The organism is Agromyces sp. MMS24-JH15 (assembly GCF_043518605.1).
GTDB lineage: Bacteria > Actinomycetota > Actinomycetes > Actinomycetales > Microbacteriaceae > Agromyces.
In genome coordinates this window covers 1,051,875-1,072,236 of sequence record NZ_CP171358.1, presented here as the reverse complement: position 1 = coordinate 1,072,236, position 20,362 = coordinate 1,051,875, and the positions used below count along the sequence as shown (strand labels likewise).

Sequence of the window (20,362 nt, the reverse complement as noted above, 5' to 3'; positions counted from 1 at the left end):
GAAAGCCTACCCGACGATCCGTGAATCTCCGAATCGAGGGCGGGAACCCCGGCCGAACGGCCTAGTTGTTGGTGAATCCGACGAGGATGCCGCCCGTGATCTTGACGCTCAGGTTGTAGAGCACGGCCACGATCGCGCCGAGCACCGTGGTGACCACGAGGTTGATCAGCGAGACCACGATCGCGAAGCCCATCACGTTGCCGAGCGAGAAGATCGCGAGCAGGTCGGTGCCGCTGCCGGCCACGTCCTTCACGAGCGAGTTCACGTTCTCGAAGATGCCGGTCGAGCTCAGCACCGTGTACACGAGGAACGTGGCGACGATGTTGACCACCGCGAGGCACACGGCGATCAGGAACGACAGCTTCAGGGCCGACCAGAAGTCGACGTAGACGAGCCGCAGCCGGACCTGCTTCGCCGGGGGCCGGCGGGTCTGCTTGCGAGCGAGCTTGTCTGCGACGCTGCTCATGACCATCACTCCTGTTCCGCGGGCGGGGCGCCCGCTTCGGACGACTCCGGATCGGGTTCGGGGGCGTCCACGTCGAGGTTGCGCTCCGAGTTCCGCGCGATCGCGATGATACGGTCGTCGGCTGCGAACTTCGCGAACACGACTCCCATCGTGTCACGACCCTTCGCCGGGACCTCGGAGACGTCAGAGCGTACCACCTTGCCACCGGCGAGAACCACAAGGACCTCGTCGTCGCCCGACACGATGAGCGCGCCCGCGAGGTCGCCGCGCTCGTCGTTCAGCTTGGCCACCTTGATGCCCAGGCCGCCGCGCTGCTGCCGGCGGTACTCCTCGATCGCGGTCCGCTTCGCGTACCCGCCCTCGGTCACGACGAACGTGTACGCGTCCGACGGGCTCACGAGCTCACCCGTGTCCGCGTGACGGAACGCATCGGCCGGCGTGGCATCCGAGTTGGCCACGACGGATGCCTCGAGCAGCGCGTCCCCGGCGCGGAACGCCATGCCCTTCACGCCCGACGTCGCCCGGCCCATCGGCCGGAGCGCCTCGTCGGTCGCCTCGAAGCGCAGCGACTGGCCCTTGCGGGAGACGAGCAGGATCTCGTCGTCCTCGTTCACGAGCATCGCCGAGACCAGCTCGTCGCCCTCGCGCAGGTTGATCGCGATCACGCCGCGCGAGCGGTTCGTGTCGTAGGCCGTGAGGTCGGTCTTCTTCACGAGACCCTGGCGCGTGGCGAGCACGAGGTACTTCGCGACCTCGTAGTCGCGGATGTCGAGGATCTCGGCGATCTGCTCGTCGGGCTGCATCTCGAGCAGGTTCGCGACGTGCTGTCCCTTGGCGTCGCGGCCGCCCTCCTGGAGCTCGTACGTCTTCGCGCGGTACACCCGACCCTGGTCGGTGAAGAACAGGAGCCAGTGGTGCGTCGTGGTGACGAAGAAGTGCTCGACGACGTCATCGGCGCGCAACTGCGCGCCCTTCACGCCCTTGCCGCCGCGGTGCTGCGACCGGTAGTTGTCGCTCCTGGTCCGCTTCACGTAGCCGCCACGGGTCACCGTGACGACCATCTCCTCCTCGGGGATCAGGTCCTCGATCGACACGTCGCCGTCGTAGCCCGGCAGGATGTGCGTGCGCCGCTCGTCGCCGAACTTGTGCACGATCTCGCGCAGCTCCCCGGCGATGATGGTGCGCTGTCGGGCCGGCGTCGCGAGGATGTCCCGGAAGTCGGCGATCTGGCGCTCGAGCTCGGCCGCCTCGTCGATGATCTTCTGGCGCTCGAGCGCCGCGAGCCGGCGGAGCTGCATCGCGAGGATCGCGTCGGCCTGGAGGTCGTCGATCTCGAGCAGGCCCCTCAGGCCGTCCCGCGCGACGTCGACGGTCGCGGACGCGCGGATCAGCGCGATCACCTCGTCGAGCGCGTCGAGCGCCTTGAGGTAGCCGCGGAGGATGTGCATCCGCTCCTCGGCCTTGCGGAGGCGGAACTCGGTCCGCCGGACGATGACCTCGACCTGGTGCTCGACCCAGTGCGCGATGAACCCGTCGATCGAGAGCGTGCGCGGCACGCCGTCGACGATCGCGAGCATGTTCGCGCCGAAGTTCTCCTGCAGCTGGGTGTGCTTGTACAGGTTGTTCAGGACGACCTTCGCGACCGCGTCGCGCTTCAGCACGATGACGAGGCGCTGGCCGGTGCGGGCGGACGACTCGTCGCGGATGTCGGCGATGCCGCCGAGCTTGCCGTCCTTCACGAGCTCGGCGATCTTGATCGCCAGGTTGTCAGGGTTGACCTGGTACGGCAGCTCCGTCACCACGAGCGAGGCTCGGCCCTGGATCTCCTCGACGCTGACGACGGCCCGCATGGTGATCGAGCCGCGGCCGGTGCGGTAGGCGTCCTGGATGCCCTTCAGGCCGAGGATCTGCGCGCCGGTCGGGAAGTCCGGGCCCTTGATCCGCTGCACGAGCGCCGCCTGCAGCTCCTCGTGCGTGGCATCCGGGTTCTCGAGCGCCCAGAGGGCGCCGTCGGCGACCTCGCGCAGGTTGTGCGGCGGGATGTTCGTCGCCATGCCGACCGCGATGCCGACCGAGCCGTTCACGAGCAGGTTCGGGAAGCGGGCCGGCAGGACCGTCGGCTCCTGGGTGCGACCGTCGTAATTGTCCTGGAAGTCGACCGTGTCTTCCTCGATGTCCCGGACCATCTCGATGGCGAGCGGGGACATCTTGGTCTCGGTGTACCGGTGGGCGGCGGCGCCGTCGTTGCCGGGCGAACCGAAGTTGCCCTGGCCCAGGGCGAGCGGGTAGCGCAGCGCCCACGGCTGCACGAGGCGCACGAGCGCGTCGTAGACCGAGGAGTCGCCGTGCGGGTGGAACTGGCCCATGACGTCGCCGATGACGCGCGTGCACTTGGAGAACGCGCGATCGGGGCGGTACCCGCCGTCGTACATCGTGTAGATGACCCGGCGGTGGACGGGCTTCAGGCCGTCCCGCACGTCGGGCAGCGCGCGCCCGATGATCACGCTCATCGCGTAGTCGAGGTAGGACCGCTGCATCTCCAGGTTCAGGTCGACCTGGTCGATCTTCCCGTGGATGCCGGCGTCGTCCGCCTCGGTGATGTTCTCGTCAGTCATGTTCTCTCATCGTCGTCTGCCCGAGCGGTGATCGAGGGGCGCCGCCTGCGGCGGCGCGCATCGAGATCAGATGTCCAGGAAGCGCACGTCCTTCGCGTTCTTCTGGATGAAGCTCCGGCGGCTCTCCACGTCGTCGCCCATGAGCGTCGAGAAGACCTCGTCGGCCGCGGCCGCGTCGTCCATGGTCACCTGGAGGAGGGTCCGGGTCGCCGGGTTCATCGTGGTCTCCCAGAGCTCCTCGGGGTTCATCTCGCCGAGACCCTGTAGCGCTGGACGCCGTTCTCCTTCTGGAGTCGCTTGCCGCCCGCCTGGCCCGCCTGGAGCAGCGCGTCGCGCTCGCGGTCGGAGTACACGTACTCGTGCTCGGCGTTGGTCCACTTGAGCCGGTACAGCGGCGGCTGCGCGAGGTAGACGTAGCCCAGCTCGATCAGCGGCCGCATGTAGCGGAAGAGGAGCGTCAGCAGCAGGGTCGTGATGTGCTGGCCGTCGACGTCGGCGTCGGCCATGAGCACGAGCTTGTGATACCTGGCCTTCTCCGCGTTGAAGTCCTCGCCGATGCCGGTGCCGAACGCCGTGATCATCGCCTGGATCTCGGCGTTCGCGAGCGCCCGGTCGAGTCGCGCGCGCTCGACGTTGAGGATCTTCCCGCGCAGCGGCAGGATCGCCTGGGTCGCCGGGTCGCGGCCCTGGACGGCGGAGCCGCCGGCCGAGTCGCCCTCGACGAGGAAGATCTCGCTGCGCCACGGCTCGCGGCTCGAGCAGTCCTTGAGCTTGCCCGGCATGCCGCCGCCCTCGAGGAGGCTCTTGCGCCGGGTGGCCTCACGCGCCTTCCGCGCGGCGATGCGGGCGGTCGCGGCCTGGATGGCCTTGCGGATGATCTCGCGCGCCTGGGTCGGGTTGCGGTCGAACCAGTCGCCGAGCTGGTCGCCCGTGATCCGCTGGACGAACGACTTCGCCTCGGTGTTGCCGAGCTTCGTCTTCGTCTGGCCCTCGAACTGCGGCTCGGCGAGCTTCACGGAGATCACCGCGGTGAGGCCCTCGCGCACGTCGTCGCCGGAGAGGTTGTCGTCCTTCTCCTTGAGGATGCCCTTCTCGCGGGCGTACTTGTTCACGAGCGTGGTCAGCGCGGCGCGGAATCCCTCCTCGTGGGTGCCGCCCTCGTGCGTGTTGATCGTGTTCGCGTAGGTGTGCACCGACTCGTTGTAGGCGGTGGTCCACTGCATCGCGACCTCGAGCGCGATCTTGCGCTCGGTGTCCTCGGACTCGAACGAGATGATCTCCTCGTTCACGAGGTCGGCCTTCTTCGAGCGGTTGAGGTACTCGACGTAGTCGACGAGGCCGCGCTCGTAGAGGAAGGTGTCGGTGCGGCCCGTAACCGGGGCATCCGTTTCGGCGTCGACGTCGGCCGGGTCGGCCGAGAGGCCGTCCGGGCGGAGGTCGGTGAGCGTGATGCGCAGGCCCTTGTTCAGGAAGGCCATCTGCTGGAACCGGGTGCGGAGCGTCTCGTAGTCGAACTCGACGGTCTCGAAGATCTCGGTGCTCGGCCAGAAGGTGATGGTCGTGCCGGTCTCGTCCTCGGGGATCGCCTCGTCCTGCGAGAGCGGAGCGTCGGGGACGCCGACCGAGAACGACTGGCGCCAGACGTGCCCCTGCCGCTTGACGGCGACGTCGAGCCGGCTCGAGAGCGCGTTGACGACGGAGGACCCGACGCCGTGCAGGCCGCCGGACACCGCGTACCCGCCGCCGCCGAACTTGCCGCCCGCGTGGAGGACGGTGAGCACGACCTCGACGGTCGAGCGCCCCTCGGTCTTGTGGACGTCGACCGGGATGCCACGACCGTCGTCGATCACCCGGACCCCGCCGTCGGCGAGGATGGTCACGTCGATGTCGGTCGCGTAGCCCGCGAGCGCCTCGTCGACCGAGTTGTCGACGATCTCGTACACGAGATGGTGGAGGCCGCGCGGCCCGGTCGAGCCGATGTACATGCCGGGGCGCTTGCGAACCGCTTCGAGGCCCTCGAGAACCTGGATCGCGTCGGCACCGTATTCGGGTGCGCTCTGGGCCTTCGTCGGTTCCGCTGTCATGGGTGAATCGGGCTCCAAACCGTCGTCCTGGCGACTCTCAACCCTATCAAACAGAGGCACCCGAACCCGCCGGGAACGCCGATCTGACGGCATTTGGACACCAGTTCGACCGTTTTTGCCGTCTCAGCCGTAGGTATCGCGTGGACCGCGCCCTGGAACCGATCTGGGGCCCCTTTTCCAGGTGGGGGCGTCCGGCCCTTGGAACCGGATCGTCTCGACACCCGCGTCGGGGTACTCGCGGAGGATGCGCGTGAGCAGGTCGGTCCGCATCAGGCGCAACTGCGTCGCCCAGGCGGTCGACTCGCAGCGCACCTGCAGCACGCCGCCCTCGATCCCGATCGGCTCGGTGTGGCGCGCGTTCTCCTCGCCCGCCACCGCGGCCCAGTTCGCGATGAGGTCGTGCTGGGAGAGCGGCCCGCCCCAGCCGAGCTCGCCGCTCAGCAGGTCGATCGCGTCGCCGAGCGGCTTGGGGTCGCGTCCGGGAGTGAACGGCTCGCCGCCGGGCCTGGGCGCCGGGGTCCGGCGCGGCCGCGGCCGGTCGTCGCCGAAGATCTCGCGGAAGTGCTGGTAGAGCCGGGATGCCTCAGACATGCGCCACCCCGTCGTCGGCCGTCTCGACGATCCGGCCGGCCTCGACATGGATGATCCGTGCTGTGAGCGGCTCGGGGACGTCTTCGAGCACGGCCGCCGTCACGAGAACCTGTTCGTACCCGCCGATCGCGGCCGCGAGCCGTTCGCGTCGCACCCGGTCGAGCTCGGCGAACACGTCGTCGAGCACCAGCACCGGGTCGCCCGTCGTCGAGTCGCGCCGCAGCAGGTCCGCCGACGCCAGGCGCAGCGCGAGCGCGAACGACCAGGATTCCCCGTGGCTCGCATATCCCTTCGCGGGCAGGCCGTTCAACAGGAGCAGCACGTCGTCGCGGTGGGGGCCCGCAAGCGTGACGCCTCGCTCGAGTTCCTTCGACCGGAGGCGCGAGAGTGCGGCGGCGAACCGCTCGGCCGTGCCGGCAGCGACCGCGCCGGTGAACTCGGCCGTTCCGCTGAGCGCGGAATCCGTTCCTGGCACGGCCCCCCGGACCTGGGCGACGGCCCCGCCGTCCTGGTCCTCGGCGTCCGCGCCGTCGATCGACAGCACGGGCACGAGTTCGGGGCGATGGTCGGCGTCGACGATCGACCGGTAGGCGTCGGCGACGGGCTCGGCCAGGTCGGCGATCAGCCGGATGCGCGCATCGATGAGTTCGGAGCCGAGTTCGACGAGGCGTTCGTCCCAGATGTCGAGCGTCGTGAGCGCCGACGCGGCGATGCCGCGCGTGCGCGCCGACTTCAGGAGGGTGTTCCGCTGGCGGACCACCCGGTCGTAGTCGGCCATCACGCCCGCGAGGCGCGGGGTGCGCTGCACCAGCAGCCCGTCGAGCACGCGACGGCGGACGGCCGGTTCGCCGCGGACGATCGCGAGGTCCTCCGGTGCGAACAGGACCGAGTGCACGACGCGCGGCAGGTCGCGCGGCTTCGCCGGCGAGCGGTTCACCTGGGCGCGATTCGAACCCTGCCGGTTGAGCTGGAGTTCGACGAGCACCTCGCGGTCGCCGTGCGCGAGCAGTGCGCGCACGATCGCGGCGTCGGCGCCCGCGCGCACGAGGGCCTGGTCGCCCGAGACGCGGTGCGAGGCGAGCGTCGCGAGGTATCCGATCGACTCGACCAGGTTCGTCTTGCCCTGGCCGTTCCGGCCGACGAGCACCGTCGCGCCCGGCCCGAGCTCGAGCTCCGCGCGGGCGTAGTTGCGGAAGTCGACGAGCGACAGCCGGGCGACGTGCACGCGGTGCTCCCTTCGACGGTTCGGCTGATCACGCTACCCGGAACCGCCGACGGGACATCCGCTCGAGGTCGCCGCGGCGACCCGGCCGGCCGGATCAGCGGAGCAGCAGGTTCGGCTGCAGCAGGTAGCGGTAGCTGTCGTTGCCGGCCTGCTCGCGCGAGGTCTGGCTCGTGATCAGGACCGGGCCCGGCTTGTTCGGGTTCTCGGTCTTGGTGAACGAGATCCGCACGTACTCGCTCGGCACCGCGCTGAGGCCGTCGAGCAGGAACTGCGGCTTGAGCGAGACGACCGTGTCGTCGCCCGTGAGGATCGCGTCGATCGTCTCGGACGCCTGCGCCTGCTCGCTGCCGATCGCCTCGAGGGTGAGTCCGTCCGCCGTGAAGCTGTACCGCAGCGCGGCCTCGCGCTCCAGCACCAGGGCGACGCGTCGGGTCGCCTCGATCAGGTCCGCGGTGTTCATGACCGCGTAGTTCTCGACGATCTCGGGGAAGAGTCGACGAACCGGCGGGAAGTTGCCCTTGATGAGCAGGCTCGTGACGGTCTTGCGGTCGGCGCTGAACGCGATGAGCTCACGGTCGTCGCGACTGGTGATCGCGACGGCGATCGTGCCCGAGTGGCCGAAGGTCTTGCCGACCTCCTGGATCGTGCGCGCGGGGACGAGCGCGGTGATCGGCTCGCCGCCGATCGAGCCGCCGTCCCATTCGATCTCGCGGATCGCGACGCGGTAGCGGTCGGTCGCGACGAGGCCGAGCGTGTTCTCGCGCACCTCGAGCTGGACGCCCGTGATCACGGGCGTCACGTCGTCGCGCGACGCGGCGACGGCGACCTGGGAGACGGCGCTCGCGAACGCGTCCGCCGGGACGACGCCGCTCTGCTCGCCGATCTCGGGGATCGACGGGTACTCCTCGACCGGCATGGAGAGCAGGGTGAAGCTCGCCGAACCGCACGCGACCGAGATGCGGGAGTCCTCGGTCGCCACGCGCACGGGTGCGTTCGGCAGACGGCCGGCGATCTCCGCGAGGAGTCGGCCGGACACGAGCACGGTGCCGGGCTCCTCTACATCGGCGCGGATCTCGGTTCGGCTCGAGACCTCGTAGTCGAACGAGGAGAGCACGAGACCGTCGCCCTCGGCCTGGATGAGCACGCCGGAGAGGATCGGGAGGGTCGTCCGCTGCGGCAGGAGCTTGACGGCGAAGGACACTGCCTCGCTGAAGACGTCGCGATCGACCTGGAACTTCACGGTTCTCCCGTCGTGGAGGTGCTGGGTGGATCCCATGCTATCGGCACGTCCCGGCCGGGCGCGGGAGCCGTTCGGGAGCCGTTGGAAGGGGTTCCCCACAGATGTGGACAATCTGTGGATTGTTAACGAGCAACCGTCCAGCGGCTGGGGAGACGGCGGTGGCGGGTGTGGAGAACCCCGCACGCTGTTCGACATCGTTCCGACCCCGACGCCCGCGTTCCCACACGCCGTGCACAGATCAGGATGCCCCGGATGCGCGTGATTCCGGGGATCTCCGAACACCATCCACAGTTTCCACAACGGTTAACACCGTTAAGGACAGTGAGGTATCGCCAAGGGACTCGACAACCTCGGGTCGAGGGCCGCACCCGGAACCCGTCCGGCAGGGTCGACGCGTCGGTCGGCGCGCGGAGCGCGCCGCGATTCAGCGCACGCGCGAGGTCTGCTTGATCCGCGAGGTCAGCTCGGTGACCTGGTTGTAGATCGACCGGCGCTCCTTCATGAGCTCGGAGATCTTCTTGTTCGCGTACATGACCGTCGTGTGGTCCCGGTTGCCGAACAGCTGGCCGATCTTCGGCAACGACAGGTTCGTCATCTCACGGCACAGGTACATCGCGATCTGGCGAGCGGTCGCGACCGCCTGCGACCGGCTCGAGCCGTACAGGTCGTCGACGGTGAGCTTGAAGTAGTCCGCGGTCGCGGTGATGATGTCGACCGGCGCGACGACGTTGTCCGTGTCATCCGTGATCAGGTCCTTCAGGACCGTCTGTACGAGTGGCATGTCGACCGGGGTCCGGTTGAGGCTCGCGAACGCGGTGACGCGGATGAGCGTCCCCTCGAGCTCGCGGATGTTGCTCGATACCTTCGACGCCATGTACTCGAGGATGTCGTCGGGCACCTGGAGCTGCTCCGACTGCGCCTTCTTGCGGAGGATCGCGATACGGGTCTCGAGGTCCGGTGCCTGCACGTCGGTGATGAGGCCCCATTCGAAGCGGCTGCGCATCCGGTCCTCGAAGCCCGTCAGGTGCTTCGGCGGGACATCCGAGGTGATCACGACCTGCTTGTTGTGGTCGTGCAGGGTGTTGAAGGTGTGGAAGAACGCCTCCTGCGTCTCCGCCTTGCCCTGGAGGAACTGGATGTCGTCGATCAGCAGGATGTCGATGTTGCGGTACCGCTGCTGGAAGACCGACCCGCGGTTGTTCGCGATCGAGTTGATGAAGTCGTTCGTGAACTCCTCGGAGCTCACGTACCTGACCCGGATCCCCGGGTACAGGCTCATCGCGTAGTGGCCGATGGCGTGCAGGAGGTGCGTCTTGCCGAGGCCCGAGTCGCCGTAGATGAAGAGCGGGTTGTAGGCCTTCGCCGGCGCTTCGGCGACCGCGACCGCGGCCGCGTGCGCGAAGCGGTTGGACTGCCCGATGACGAAGCTGTCGAACGAGTACTTCGGGTTGAGTCGCGAATCGCGCGGCCGATCGGTGACGGATGCCTCGAACGCCACGTGCGGCACGCCGCCGTGATCGAGCGAGTCGGGGTCGTCGACCGCGCGAAGCGGCGAACCCATCGCGCCCGACGTGATCAGGTGCGGCGCGATCGAGTCGTCGGGAAGACGCGGCTCGCCGAGCTCGGCGTTCACGACGACGTAGAACGAGGTGACCGGCGTGGGCGCGTCGATCTTCGCCATCGCCTGGAGCAGCGGGACGCGCATGCGCTGGTTGAGCATGCTCGCGGTGAACTCGTTGGGGACCTCGAGGTAGAAGGTGCCGGCGGCGATCCCCTTGGGCTCGACCAGGTTGAGGAAACCCTGGAGCATCGGGGTGATCGTCTCGTCACCGGTCAGCCGTTCACGGACCGTGGCCCAGATCTCGCCGATCGGCTGTTCGGTCATTGCTCCCCGCAATCGTCAGGCATCGTCGTCTCCGCACGTCGTCCCCCCGAACGACGTTGCGAGGGTGTGGCTCTCATGTTCACAGCTCATCCACGCCTGTGGGCGGTTCCGTTGATAACGCAGTGGAAACCGCGTGATTCCGCCTCGGAGGGCTGGGGATAACTGGGTGCCCACGCTAGCGAATCGACCCGCCCACGACAAATGCCGGTCGGGCCATCTGGGCGTTTCGGCGTGTCGATCCACAGCGCTCATGCAGGCGAGCGCGATACTGTCGCGTTCGGAGTGTGCCGGTCGCAGCGTGTGCTGGTTTGACGCGTCGCGCTTCACGCCGTAGTTTTAATCAGTTGACCGCCGCCCTTTGGGCCCAAGTTTTCCCGTTGCGACAGCACCTGTGACGCCGTCGGACGAGAGATCCGATCCGCCGGAGAAGAAGAATGAGCAAGCGTACCTTCCAGCCGAACAACCGCCGTCGCGCCAAGAAGCACGGCTTCCGTCTGCGCATGCGCACCCGCGCCGGCCGCGCCATCCTGGCCGCCCGCCGTCGCAAGGGGCGCACCGAGCTCTCCGCGTAACCCGTTCGGTGCTCGCCAAAGCCAACCGCGTCACGACCGCCGACGACTATCGATTCGTCGTTCGTCGTGGGGCGAAGGTCGCCGGTGCCCACACGGTGAGCTACATCCGCTCTCGTGAGACGGGCGCCGACGCGCGCTTCGGCTTCATCGTTTCCAAGAAGGTCGGCACGGCCGTACGACGCAATCTCGTACGCCGCCGGCTGAAGGCGGCCTGTCACGAACTCGTTCGCGACGGTGTCACGGGCTTCGATCTCGTGGTGCGCGCGCTCCCTTCGGCGTCGAACGCCGAGTGGAGCGCGCTTCGCGCGGAGGTCCACCGAGCCGCGAGCGACCCACGGTTCGCTCGCGGCTCTCGTGCACCCCGCGTCGAGGCATCCACGCCTCCGGAGGCCGGGGATGCGTGACCTCGCACTCTTCGCCTGGTACCTGCCGCGCAACGCCGGGGTCCTGCTGATCCGCGCCTATCGCGCGGTGATCTCCCCCCTGTACGGCGATGTGTGCCGCTACTACCCGTCGTGCTCGTCCTACGGGCTCACGGCGGTGCAGCACCGCGGCCTGGTCCTCGGGTCGGTACTGACCGCGTGGCGGATCCTCCGCTGCAACCCCTGGAGCCGAGGCGGCGTCGACGACGTCCCGCTCCCCCGCACGCCCCGCCACCGGATCACCGGGTTCGGCTGGGTCGTGCCCGCCGCGTGGGTGACGGATGTCCCCGCCGACGCCGCAGAACTCGACCGAGGCCACGACCACGCGGTCCACCGTCTCGTCTCCGCAGCCCCGTCCCGAAAGGCCTGACCCTTCACATGGATCCCATCAGCATCATCCTCTGGCCCATCAAGTGGGTCATCGAGCTGATCCTCGTCTCGTTCCACTCGATGTGGTCGTTCTTCGGGCTCGACCCCGACTCCGGCGTCACATGGGTGCTGTCGATCGTCGGCCTCGTCATCGTGGTGCGCGCGGCGCTGATCCCGATCTTCGTCCGCCAGATCAAGAGCCAGCGGCGCATGCTCGAGGTCGCGCCGCAGCTGAAGAAGATCCAGGACAAGTACAAGGGCAAGACCGACCAGTTCTCGCGCGAGGCGATGTCGCGCGAGACCATGGACCTGTACAAGCGGACCGGCACGAACCCGCTGTCGTCCTGCCTGCCGCTGCTGCTGCAGATGCCGATCTTCTTCGCTCTGTTCTCGGTGCTGAACGACGCGCAGCACGACAAGGCCGGCGTGGGCCTGATGACCCAGGAGCTCGCGAACTCCTTCGCCAACTCCGAGTTCCTCGGCGCACCGCTCAGCTCGACCTTCATCGGCGAGTGGAACCTCATGACGGCGGGCCAGCCGTTCAGCCTCAATGTGATGATCATCGCGCTGACCATGATCATCCTGATGACGGCGTCGCAGTTCATCACGCAGCTGCAGATCGTCTCGAAGAACATGTCGCCGGAGACCAAGGCGAGCCCGATGTTCCGCCAGCAGCGCATCCTGCTGTACCTGCTCCCCCTCGTGTTCGCGTTCTCGGGCGTCGCATTCCCGCTCGGCGTGATGTTCTACTGGCTCGTCTCGAACTTCTGGACGATGGGGCAGCAGTTCATCGTGATCCGCAACATGCCCACGCCCGGCAGCGAGGCCGCGAAGGCCCGTGAGGCGCGACTCGCGAAGAAGGGCAAGCTCACGATCGAGCAGCCGTCGACGACGACGGATGTCGCGGAGCCGCAGCCGAAGCCCACCACCCAGCGACAGCAGCCGATCGGCAAGTCGCGTGCGAAGAAGCAGAACGGGAAGTAGCACCATGACCGACGTGCACCAGGAGACCTCGGAGCGCTCGCTCGCGCAGCTCGAGGAAGAGGGCGACATCGCGGCCGACTACATCGAGGAGCTCCTCGACATCTGCGACCTCGACGGTGACATCGACATCGACGCCCGCAACGGGCGCGCCTACCTGTCGGTGAACGCCGGCAACGGTGGAAACCTCAGCGTGCTCTCGAAGCCCGACACCGTCGCCGCCCTGCAGGAGCTCACCCGGCTCGCCGTGCAGACCAAGACCGGCGTGTTCTCACGCCTCATCCTGGACATCGGCGGCTCGCGTGACGTCCGTCGCCAGGAGCTCGGAGCGCTCGTGGCGCGGGCCGTCGAGCGGATCGAGGGCGGTGCGACCGAGGCGGCTCTGCCGCCGATGTCGTCGTATGAGCGGAAGCTCGTGCACGACCTGGTCGCGGAGCGCGGATTCCACTCGGAGTCGCGCGGCGAGGGCGCCGACCGCCACACGGTCATCACGCGCGTCGGCTGAGCCGTCGCGTTTCACGTGAAACATGACTGATCGACTGGTGCTCGAGCCCGAGCCGGAAGCGGCCGCGGAGCTCTTCGGCGACCACCTCGAACGTGGCCGCGCGTTCACCGATGCCCTCGCCGATCGCGGTGAGGAACTCGGGCTCATCGGACCGCTGGAACTCCCCCGGCTCTGGACCAGGCACGTCCTGAACTCGGCCCTGGTCGCCCCATTGCTCGAGCCCGGCCGTGTCGGCGATGTGGGCTCGGGCGCCGGCCTGCCCGGCCTCGTGCTCGCGATCATCCGACCGGATGTCTCGTTCACGCTGATCGAGCCGATGGAGCGCCGCGTCGCATGGCTCCAGGACCAGGCACGCGCGCTGGAACTCGACAACGTCGAAGTGGTTCGCGCTCGAGCCGAAGAGGCCAAGCTGTTCGGCAGCCTCGACCAGGTGACCGCGCGCGCCGTGAGCGCACTCCGCACGCTGATCCCCATCACCGCTCCCCTGCTCCGCCCGGGCGGGCAACTCGTGCTCATGAAGGGCGCGGGCGTCGACGGCGAGATCGGCGCGGCCGAGAAGGTCATGCGGAAGCACGGTGTCCATGACGCCGAGGTGCTCGTGCTCGGCGAGGGCGTCGTGACCGAGGTCACCAGGGTCTTCCGCGCGACGGTGCACTGATTCGCGCGAACTGACCGACGTGGTGGGGTCATCCGCGGCCGTGAACGCGGGCGCTTGTCCGGTGTGCCCATGCTGCGTGCGGGCCTGCCGGAGGGTGTTCGCGCGTGCAGCTTGCGCGCCCGCGTGCTCGCCGAACTCGACCCGCTGAGCGCATTCGACTCGGTCGCGTCCAGTGCGCGCTCGGCGGGTGCCGCATGCCGGCGGTCTCAGAACGGGTCGGTGCGATCATCATCGCCGGATGTGCCGGATGTGCCGGATGTGCCGGATGTGCCGGATGTGCCGGATGTGCCGGATGTGCCGGATGTGCCGGATGTGCCGGATGTGCCGGATGTGCCGGATGTGCCGGATGTGCCGGATGTGCCGGATGTGCCGCACGGGCAGCGCGAGCCGGGCGAGCCGGGCGTGAGCGGGACGAGCAGGACGAGCAGGACGAGGAGGACGGGCAGCGCGATTCGCGCGTCGCCACACCGACCACTTCTGCTTCGAAGGCACCCCGCCGTCATCGAGCGATGCATCGCCCGCCAATCACATCGCGAGTGCAAATGCGGTCGTCGCCTTCGGCGCCGACAATCCAGCGATCATTCCTCTTCTTGCGATTGTGAGGGCGGCACTTCGGCACGATTGTGTGAGTGGACGCGATCGGTCTGAAGTAGTTCTTCCGCCTGCCGAATCACGTCCGCCATTCCTACGGATGATGTGTCGCCCGCCGAGGCGTCGCCGCCCCCCGTCCTCGAGAGATCCACGTACGCCAATCACATCGCGAGTGCAGCGTCGTCGTCGCCTTCGGGGGCGGCGCTCCAGCGATCGCTCTTCTTCTTCTTCTTCTTCTTACGATTGGGAGGTCGCAGTTCGGCACGATTGTGTGAACGGACGTGATCAGTCTGAGGCAGCCTTCCTGGCTGCCGAATCGCGTCCGCCACTCCTACGGATGATGCGTCGCCTGCCGAGGCGTCGCCGCTCCCCCGGACGGCACCCGCTGTCACCCTCACTGGTGCCTGAGTCCACAACGCGCGTCCGCGAAGTCATCGACCTGAGCAACACCGTCCACGTCGAAGCGCCAGCTGGCATCTCCTGAATCGAGAGAGCGAGGGGAAGTTTCACGTGAAACATCACGTGGTCGACCCAGGGGTGCATCTGTTCGTCCGGTTGTGGATGCGGCATCGCGGCCGAATCGCGTTTCTGGCGTTGGTTCAGCCGGCGGTCCGAGGCGAGTGACGAACGCAAGAGATGTTTCACGTGAAACGCTCCCTCCCCAGTCTTTGATGACGCGGACTGCTCTCGATGCTGCGCGCCCCGTCATGACGGTCGGCGCCCCCGGTTAGGCTGGTGTTTCAGATTCGAGCAGCGCCAATCGGCTGCCTCCTCGAACCGCACGCGATCGTATTGGGAGAGTTCGGATGGCGCAGGGCGGAGGTCGTGGCTGGTTCCAGCGCAAGCGTGGCAAGTCGGACGACACCGCTGATCACAGTCCCCCGGCGAATAATCCGGCGCCGGACGCGCCTCGCCCGCCATCGGCACCGACGAGCCCACCAGCCCCGCCTGCGGGCGGCTCCGCTCCGGTCCCGCGACCGAACCGCGAATCGCCGGTCGCGAGTCCCCAGCCGGGCGTCGCTGATTCCGCGTGGGCCCCGCCGGCCACGCCTTCCGGGCCGCCGTCGCCCGGTGCACCGGCGACAGTTCCGCCGCCACACGCCGGCACCGTCGCGCCAGTCTCTTCATACCTGCCCGGACAGCGCCGCGGCGACGAACCTGGTCCTGGTGCAATCGAGCGCAGCCAGGGCACGGATGTCGCGGTGGGGACACCGGCCGCCGGCGCAGCTTCCACCGTGATCTCCGGAGTTCCGCACGTCGCTCCCACGAGCCGTGCACCCGGTGATTCGATGCCGTCGATCGGCGCCGGCGCGACCGACGTTCCCACCGCCGGCACCCCCGGTTTCCCTGGCCCTGCCGTCTCGTCCGGTCCGCCGACCGGTTCGATCGATTGGGACGCCGCGACGGCCGCGGCACTCGCCGACGTGCCGTCGCCCGACGCGGAGTGGAGTGCTGCTCGACACGAAACCGGCGCCGACCGCTTGCTCGAGGACATCATCCGCGAGATCGTCGGCGATGCTGCAGCCGACACCGTGGTGTCCCTCCAGCAACCCAAGGTCATCGCTCCCCCGATCCGCGCCGTCCGGAACGACCCGGACCTCGCCGACTCGGCGCGTGTCGGGCGGGTGGCGAACGGCCCGGCATCGAGCGAGCCGGTGCTGGATGGGCGACGCCAGAACGGACCGGAAGTAGGCGGGCCGGCGCTGGACGTGCAACCGCAGAACGGACCAGAAACTGGCGGGCCGGCGGTGGGTGCGCCGGTGGTGGACGGCCCGGTACGGAGCTCGCCTGTCGTGAACGGACCGGTCCGGAGCGTGTCGGTGCCCACGGTCGCCGTGCAGGGAGATGCTGCGCTGACCAACCCGGTGCAGGGAAGTGCCGCACCGACCAACGCCGTGCAGGGCGAAGCCGCACCGACCAACGCCGTGCAGGGCGATCCCGTGTCGAACACGCCGGTGCAACGCGCGCCAGTGCCCACTGCGCCGGTGCAGAACGATCGCACGCACGAACTTCCGGGGCTCGACGGCACGGAGACTCGCGAGCGCGTGCCGAACGAAGCCGCATTGACCGGGCCCCTGCCGCACCAGCCCGCACCGACTGGCGTTGTGCAGAACGATTCGGCGTCGACCGGTCCCCTCCAAGACGGAGCTGGTTTCAACGGCCCGGTACCGAACAGTCCGGTGGCGAATGACCCGGTGCCTGTTGGTCCGGTGCTGAGCGAGGTCGTCCCGAACGGGTCGGTGCCGAACGAGGTCGTCCCGAATGCCTCGGCCCAGAACCCGTCGCCGCTCAACCAACAGGCCCCGAGCGAGCAGGCGCCGAGCTCGGTTGTCGGGGACGGCCCGGGACAGGTCGCTCCTGTCCTCACCGATACGCCGCAGAACGACTCCCCCCACAACGACTACTCCCCGCCGAGCGACTCCCCGCAGCCACCCGGTGCCTTCGCTGCCGTGCGTGAGGCAGGGACACTCGCTCTGCCTGATTCGGCAACGGAGCCGTCCCGAAGCGATTCCGATTCGGTGGGCGCGTCTCCCGCCGGCGAACCCGCGCCGATCACCCGGGACACCGATGAGGCCTCGGCGACATCGTCGAACTCAGCGGCGCGCGCGAACGACGACCCCGTGTGGCGGGAGGGAGCGGCCGAGGCATCCGATGCCCTCCAGGTCGCTGGGGCCGCGGAGGCCGGGGCGATGCCCATCGCCGACACCGAAGACCCCGATGCCATTCGGCCGATGGTGGAGAACGGCGTATCCTCGCCTCCAGCAAGTGTGCTCGCACCGGTTGCCGAACGCGTCAGCCCGACGATCCCGTCGTCGCCCGTTTCGCCGCCGAATCTCGCACCGATCCCCGATGTTTCACGTGAAACATCGTCCAACTACGGAGGAACACCCCTGGCTGATCAGCTCGCCGACGAGGTACGACGTCGGATCGCACTCGAGGAGGCCGTCCTCCCGCTCCCCCGCGCCACGCGTGTCTTCACCATCTCGAACCAGAAGGGCGGGGTCGGGAAGACCACCACCGCGGTGAACCTCGCCGCGGCGCTCGCACGAAGCGGCGCCCGAGTGCTCGTCATCGACCTCGACCCCCAGGGCAATGCCTCTACCGCGCTCGGAGTGGACCACCGCTCCGACCAGCGAAGCATCTACGAGGTCCTCGTCGCCGATCTCCCGCTGGCCGAGGTCGTTCGTCCCTCGACGGAGCACGAACTGCTCCAGTGCGTTCCGGCCACGATCCACCTCGCGGGTGCCGAGATCGAACTCGTCTCGATGGTCGCGCGCGAACAGCGGTTGCGCCGAGCACTCGATGCTCACCTCGCCACCATGGTCGAGCCGTACAACTACGTCTTCATCGACTGCCCGCCGTCGCTCGGACTCCTCACGATCAACGCCTTCGTTGCGGCCCGCGAGGTGCTGATCCCGATCCAGTGCGAGTACTACGCACTCGAAGGCCTCTCGCAGCTCCTCAGCAACATCGAACTGATCCAGCGACACCTGAACTCGGATCTCCGACTCTCGACGATCCTGCTCACGATGTACGACTCGCGCACCAACCTCGCGCAGCAGGTCGCACAGGAGGTCAAGGAGCACTTCCCCGGTCAGACGCTCGGGACGATCATCCCCCGGTCGGTCCGAGTCTCCGAGGCGCCGAGCTACGGGCAGAGCGTGATCACCTACGACTTCGGCTCCAGCGGTTCACTGTCGTACCGCGAAGCCGCCGCCGAGATCGCCCGTCGCGGCTTCCCTGAGAACAAGGAGTCCAACTGATGGCTGCCAAGCGAACCGGCCTCGGCCGCGGAATCGGCGCACTCATCCCAGTCGTCGAGGAGTCGGCGGCAAGCCGTCCGGTGGACGTCTTCTTCCCCGACAACGACCGTCCGCCAGCGGTCGTCAGTGTCATCGAGCAGGCCGCTGATGCCGAAGCGCTCGTCGCCGTTCCTGGCGCGCGCCTCGCCCGGTTGCACCCGGACGACATCGTGCCGAACGCGCACCAGCCGCGAACCGTCTTCGACGCCGAGGATCTCGCCGAACTCGTGCACAGCATCCGGGAGTTCGGAGTGCTCCAGCCGATCGTGGTGCGCCCGCACCCCGAGGAAGCGGGCAAGTACGAACTCGTCATGGGTGAGCGTCGTCTTCGTGCGACCAAGGCAGCGGGGCTCGACTCGATCCCCGCGGTCGTCAAGGACACCGCGAACGAGGACATGCTTCGCGATGCACTCCTCGAGAACCTCCATCGCTCGCAGCTCAACCCGCTCGAAGAGGCATCCGCCTACCAGCAGTTGCTCGCGGACTTCGGCATCACCCAGGAACAGCTGGCGACGCGCATCGGCCGCTCTCGCCCGCAGATCTCGAACACGCTCCGCCTCCTCAAGCTGCCGGAAGCCGTGCAGCTCCGGGTCGCGGCCGGGGTCATCAGCGCTGGGCACGCCCGCGCGATCCTGATGATGCCGGATGCCGACTCGATGCAGCGGCTCGCCGACAAGATCGTGAACGAGGAGCTCTCCGTTCGCGCTGCGGAGGCGATCGCCTCCGCAGAGCCCAAGCCGGCACGGGTCAAGCCCGCAGCCGGCAAGCGCCAGGAGTTCCTCGACGACCTGGCCGGGCGCCTCGGCGATCGACTGAACACGCGAGTCAAGATCTCGCTGGGCGCGCGAAAAGGCCAGATCAACATCGATTTCGCCACGGTGCAGGACCTTCGCCGAATTCTCACCGACCTCGGCGAGGAACTCCAGGGACTCTGAGCCGACGGACGTATCGTTCGGCGGGCGGGGCGAAGGACGAGCGGACGAAACGGACTGTTCAACTGACGCCGACCGGCTCCACTGACGACGTCATCCGACGCTCAGCCTCACCGTTCGTGTTTCACGTGAAACCACGACGGTCTACCGCCCACGATCGGCGGCCGTGAGCCGCGCCAGCCCGAACTGAAGCGCTCGGTGCGGCCCGGCTGGAACATGCCTCGGCGCCGGGCGGCACAACCTCGCGGCGAACTCGCCCGAACTCAGCCGCGAGTCACCGCCCGGCTTCAGCCGCGAGCACCGCCGGGTTTCAGCCGCGAGCACCGCCGGGTTTCAGCCGCGAGCACCGCCGGGTTTCAGCCGCGAGCACCGCCCGGCTTCACCCGCGAGTCACCACCCGGGCTTCAGCCGCGAGCAACCGCCCGGCGCACGAGTCCGTCGTACACCGCAGACGTCTCGCGATCCGACGCCTCGATCGCGAGCGGCGCGAGCGAGGTCTCAGTCAGGCCGGGCAGCACGTTCGCCTCGAGGAACCAGGGCGTCCCGGCCTCGTCGACGATGAAGTCGATACGCGACAGATCGCGAAGCCCGAGCGTCCGGTGCGCGAGCACGGCGGCAGCGGAGAGTGCCGCCGAACTGTCCGCCGGAAGCCGCGACGGCGCGAAGAACGTGGTCTCCCCCGCGTTGTAGCGAGCCTGGAAGCTGTAGACCCCCGCCGTCGGCACGATCTCGACGACGGGCAGGGCCTCGGGGCCGTCCTCCGTCTCGATGACCGTGACCGCCACCTCGGTGCCGACGATGCGACGCTCGATGATCGCGGTGTCCTCGTAGGTGAAGGCGTTCACCATCGCTCGCGGCAGGTCGTCGGGTGATTCGACGATCGTGACGCCCTGGGCCGATCCGCCGGAGACGGGCTTCACGACCAGGTCGCCCTCGAGCGCGGCTCGCACGACACGCAGCACGCTCGCGGTGCCGAGTTCGCGGAACGTCTCCTGCGAGAGCACCACCGATTCCGGCACCGCGATCCCGGCGTCGCGGACGAGCGAGCTCGCGACCGGCTTCGCCCAGGCGCGTCGTGCGGCCGCACCCGTCGAGCCGACGTAGGGCACGCCGAGCGCCTCGAGCAGTTCGAGGAGTGCCCCGTCCTCGCCGCTGGCGCCGTGGAGCGCCGGGAAGACGACGTCGGGTCGATGCTCGTCGAGCGCCGGGAGCAGTGAGGCGTCCGGATCGCGCAGCGTGACCGTGTGACCCGCGGCCGAGAGGGCGTCCGCGACCCGGCGACCCGAGCGCAGCGAGACATCCCGCTCGTGCGAGATGCCGCCGGCGAGGACCAGCACGTTCAGCGTGCGCTCTCCACCCTCGGCGACGACGGTGTCCGGGGCATCCACGGCATCGGAAGTAGCAGGCGAATCACTCATGATCA

The 20,362-nt window shown here is 68.4% G+C and carries 16 protein-coding genes and 1 pseudogene; 9 read left to right on the top strand and 8 right to left on the bottom strand.

Features of this window, described 5'->3' with window-relative positions; genetic code table 11:
* Positions 1-61 precede the first annotated feature (61 nt).
* The 7 genes and pseudogenes from ACDF64_RS04865 to dnaA all read right to left on the bottom strand — a co-directional run bounded on the left by ACDF64_RS04865 (position 62) and on the right by dnaA (position 10,106).
* Positions 62-466, bottom strand: coding sequence for a DUF3566 domain-containing protein (locus ACDF64_RS04865; protein ID WP_394553737.1), 405 nt, complete (start codon positions 464-466; stop codon positions 62-64).
* 5 nt (positions 467-471) lie between these two features.
* Positions 472-3,081 carry a DNA gyrase subunit A gene (gene gyrA / locus ACDF64_RS04860; RefSeq protein WP_394553735.1) on the bottom strand — a complete coding sequence of 870 codons (2,610 nt, stop codon included), beginning with the start codon at positions 3,079-3,081 and terminating at the stop codon, positions 472-474.
* A gap of 66 nt (positions 3,082-3,147) precedes the next feature.
* Positions 3,148-5,165 (bottom strand): annotated as a pseudogene (gyrB, locus tag ACDF64_RS04855) (DNA topoisomerase (ATP-hydrolyzing) subunit B).
* A 123-nt stretch (positions 5,166-5,288) separates the two neighbouring features.
* Positions 5,289-5,756: a DUF721 domain-containing protein gene (locus ACDF64_RS04850; protein WP_394553734.1), complete on the bottom strand. Its 468-nt coding sequence runs from the start codon at positions 5,754-5,756 to the stop codon at positions 5,289-5,291.
* Entirely contained in the window at positions 5,749-6,981 is a 1,233-nt protein-coding gene (recF, locus tag ACDF64_RS04845; protein WP_394553733.1) for a DNA replication/repair protein RecF, read from the bottom strand. The genes ACDF64_RS04850 and recF overlap by 8 nt, the downstream gene beginning before the upstream one ends.
* Before the next feature lie 94 nt (positions 6,982-7,075).
* A complete protein-coding gene (gene dnaN, locus ACDF64_RS04840; RefSeq protein WP_394555049.1) occupies positions 7,076-8,221 on the bottom strand; it encodes a DNA polymerase III subunit beta in 1,146 nt (381 codons plus the stop codon).
* A gap of 424 nt (positions 8,222-8,645) precedes the next feature.
* On the bottom strand, positions 8,646-10,106 hold the full coding sequence (gene dnaA, locus ACDF64_RS04835; protein ID WP_394553732.1) for a chromosomal replication initiator protein DnaA: 1,461 nt from the start codon (positions 10,104-10,106) through the stop codon (positions 8,646-8,648).
* A gap of 434 nt (positions 10,107-10,540) precedes the next feature.
* Here dnaA and rpmH point away from each other — a divergent pair, with 434 nt between their 5' ends.
* From rpmH to ACDF64_RS04790, 9 genes are all read left to right on the top strand, one after another.
* Complete coding sequence (gene rpmH / locus ACDF64_RS04830; protein ID WP_021010601.1) at positions 10,541-10,678, top strand: 50S ribosomal protein L34; 138 nt, start codon at positions 10,541-10,543, stop codon at positions 10,676-10,678.
* 8 nt (positions 10,679-10,686) lie between these two features.
* A complete protein-coding gene (gene rnpA / locus ACDF64_RS04825) occupies positions 10,687-11,082 on the top strand; it encodes a ribonuclease P protein component (RefSeq protein ID WP_394553730.1) in 396 nt (131 codons plus the stop codon).
* Positions 11,075-11,470 (top strand): membrane protein insertion efficiency factor YidD, encoded by a 396-nt coding sequence (yidD, locus tag ACDF64_RS04820; protein WP_394553729.1) that lies wholly within the window; start codon positions 11,075-11,077, stop codon positions 11,468-11,470. The genes rnpA and yidD overlap by 8 nt, the downstream gene beginning before the upstream one ends.
* Before the next feature lie 8 nt (positions 11,471-11,478).
* Entirely contained in the window at positions 11,479-12,453 is a 975-nt protein-coding gene (yidC, locus tag ACDF64_RS04815; protein WP_394553728.1) for a membrane protein insertase YidC, read from the top strand.
* Positions 12,454-12,457: 4 nt separating this feature from the next.
* Positions 12,458-12,955 (top strand): protein jag, encoded by a 498-nt coding sequence (locus ACDF64_RS04810; RefSeq protein ID WP_394553726.1) that lies wholly within the window; start codon positions 12,458-12,460, stop codon positions 12,953-12,955.
* A 22-nt stretch (positions 12,956-12,977) separates the two neighbouring features.
* Positions 12,978-13,613 carry a 16S rRNA (guanine(527)-N(7))-methyltransferase RsmG gene (gene rsmG, locus ACDF64_RS04805; protein WP_394553724.1) on the top strand — a complete coding sequence of 212 codons (636 nt, stop codon included), beginning with the start codon at positions 12,978-12,980 and terminating at the stop codon, positions 13,611-13,613.
* Between the two features lie 69 nt (positions 13,614-13,682).
* Entirely contained in the window at positions 13,683-14,261 is a 579-nt protein-coding gene (locus tag ACDF64_RS04800) for a hypothetical protein (protein ID WP_394553723.1), read from the top strand.
* A 2,675-nt stretch (positions 14,262-16,936) separates the two neighbouring features.
* Positions 16,937-17,968: an AAA family ATPase gene (locus tag ACDF64_RS04795; RefSeq protein ID WP_394555048.1), complete on the top strand. Its 1,032-nt coding sequence runs from the start codon at positions 16,937-16,939 to the stop codon at positions 17,966-17,968.
* A complete protein-coding gene (locus ACDF64_RS04790; RefSeq protein WP_394553721.1) occupies positions 17,968-18,942 on the top strand; it encodes a ParB/RepB/Spo0J family partition protein in 975 nt (324 codons plus the stop codon). Before ACDF64_RS04795 ends, ACDF64_RS04790 begins: the two co-directional genes overlap by 1 nt.
* Positions 18,943-19,343: 401 nt before the next feature.
* Here the strand turns inward: ACDF64_RS04790 and ACDF64_RS04785 are convergent, their stop codons facing one another.
* Positions 19,344-20,357, bottom strand: coding sequence for a D-alanine--D-alanine ligase (locus ACDF64_RS04785; protein ID WP_394553719.1), 1,014 nt, complete (start codon positions 20,355-20,357; stop codon positions 19,344-19,346).
* Positions 20,358-20,362 lie beyond the last annotated feature (5 nt).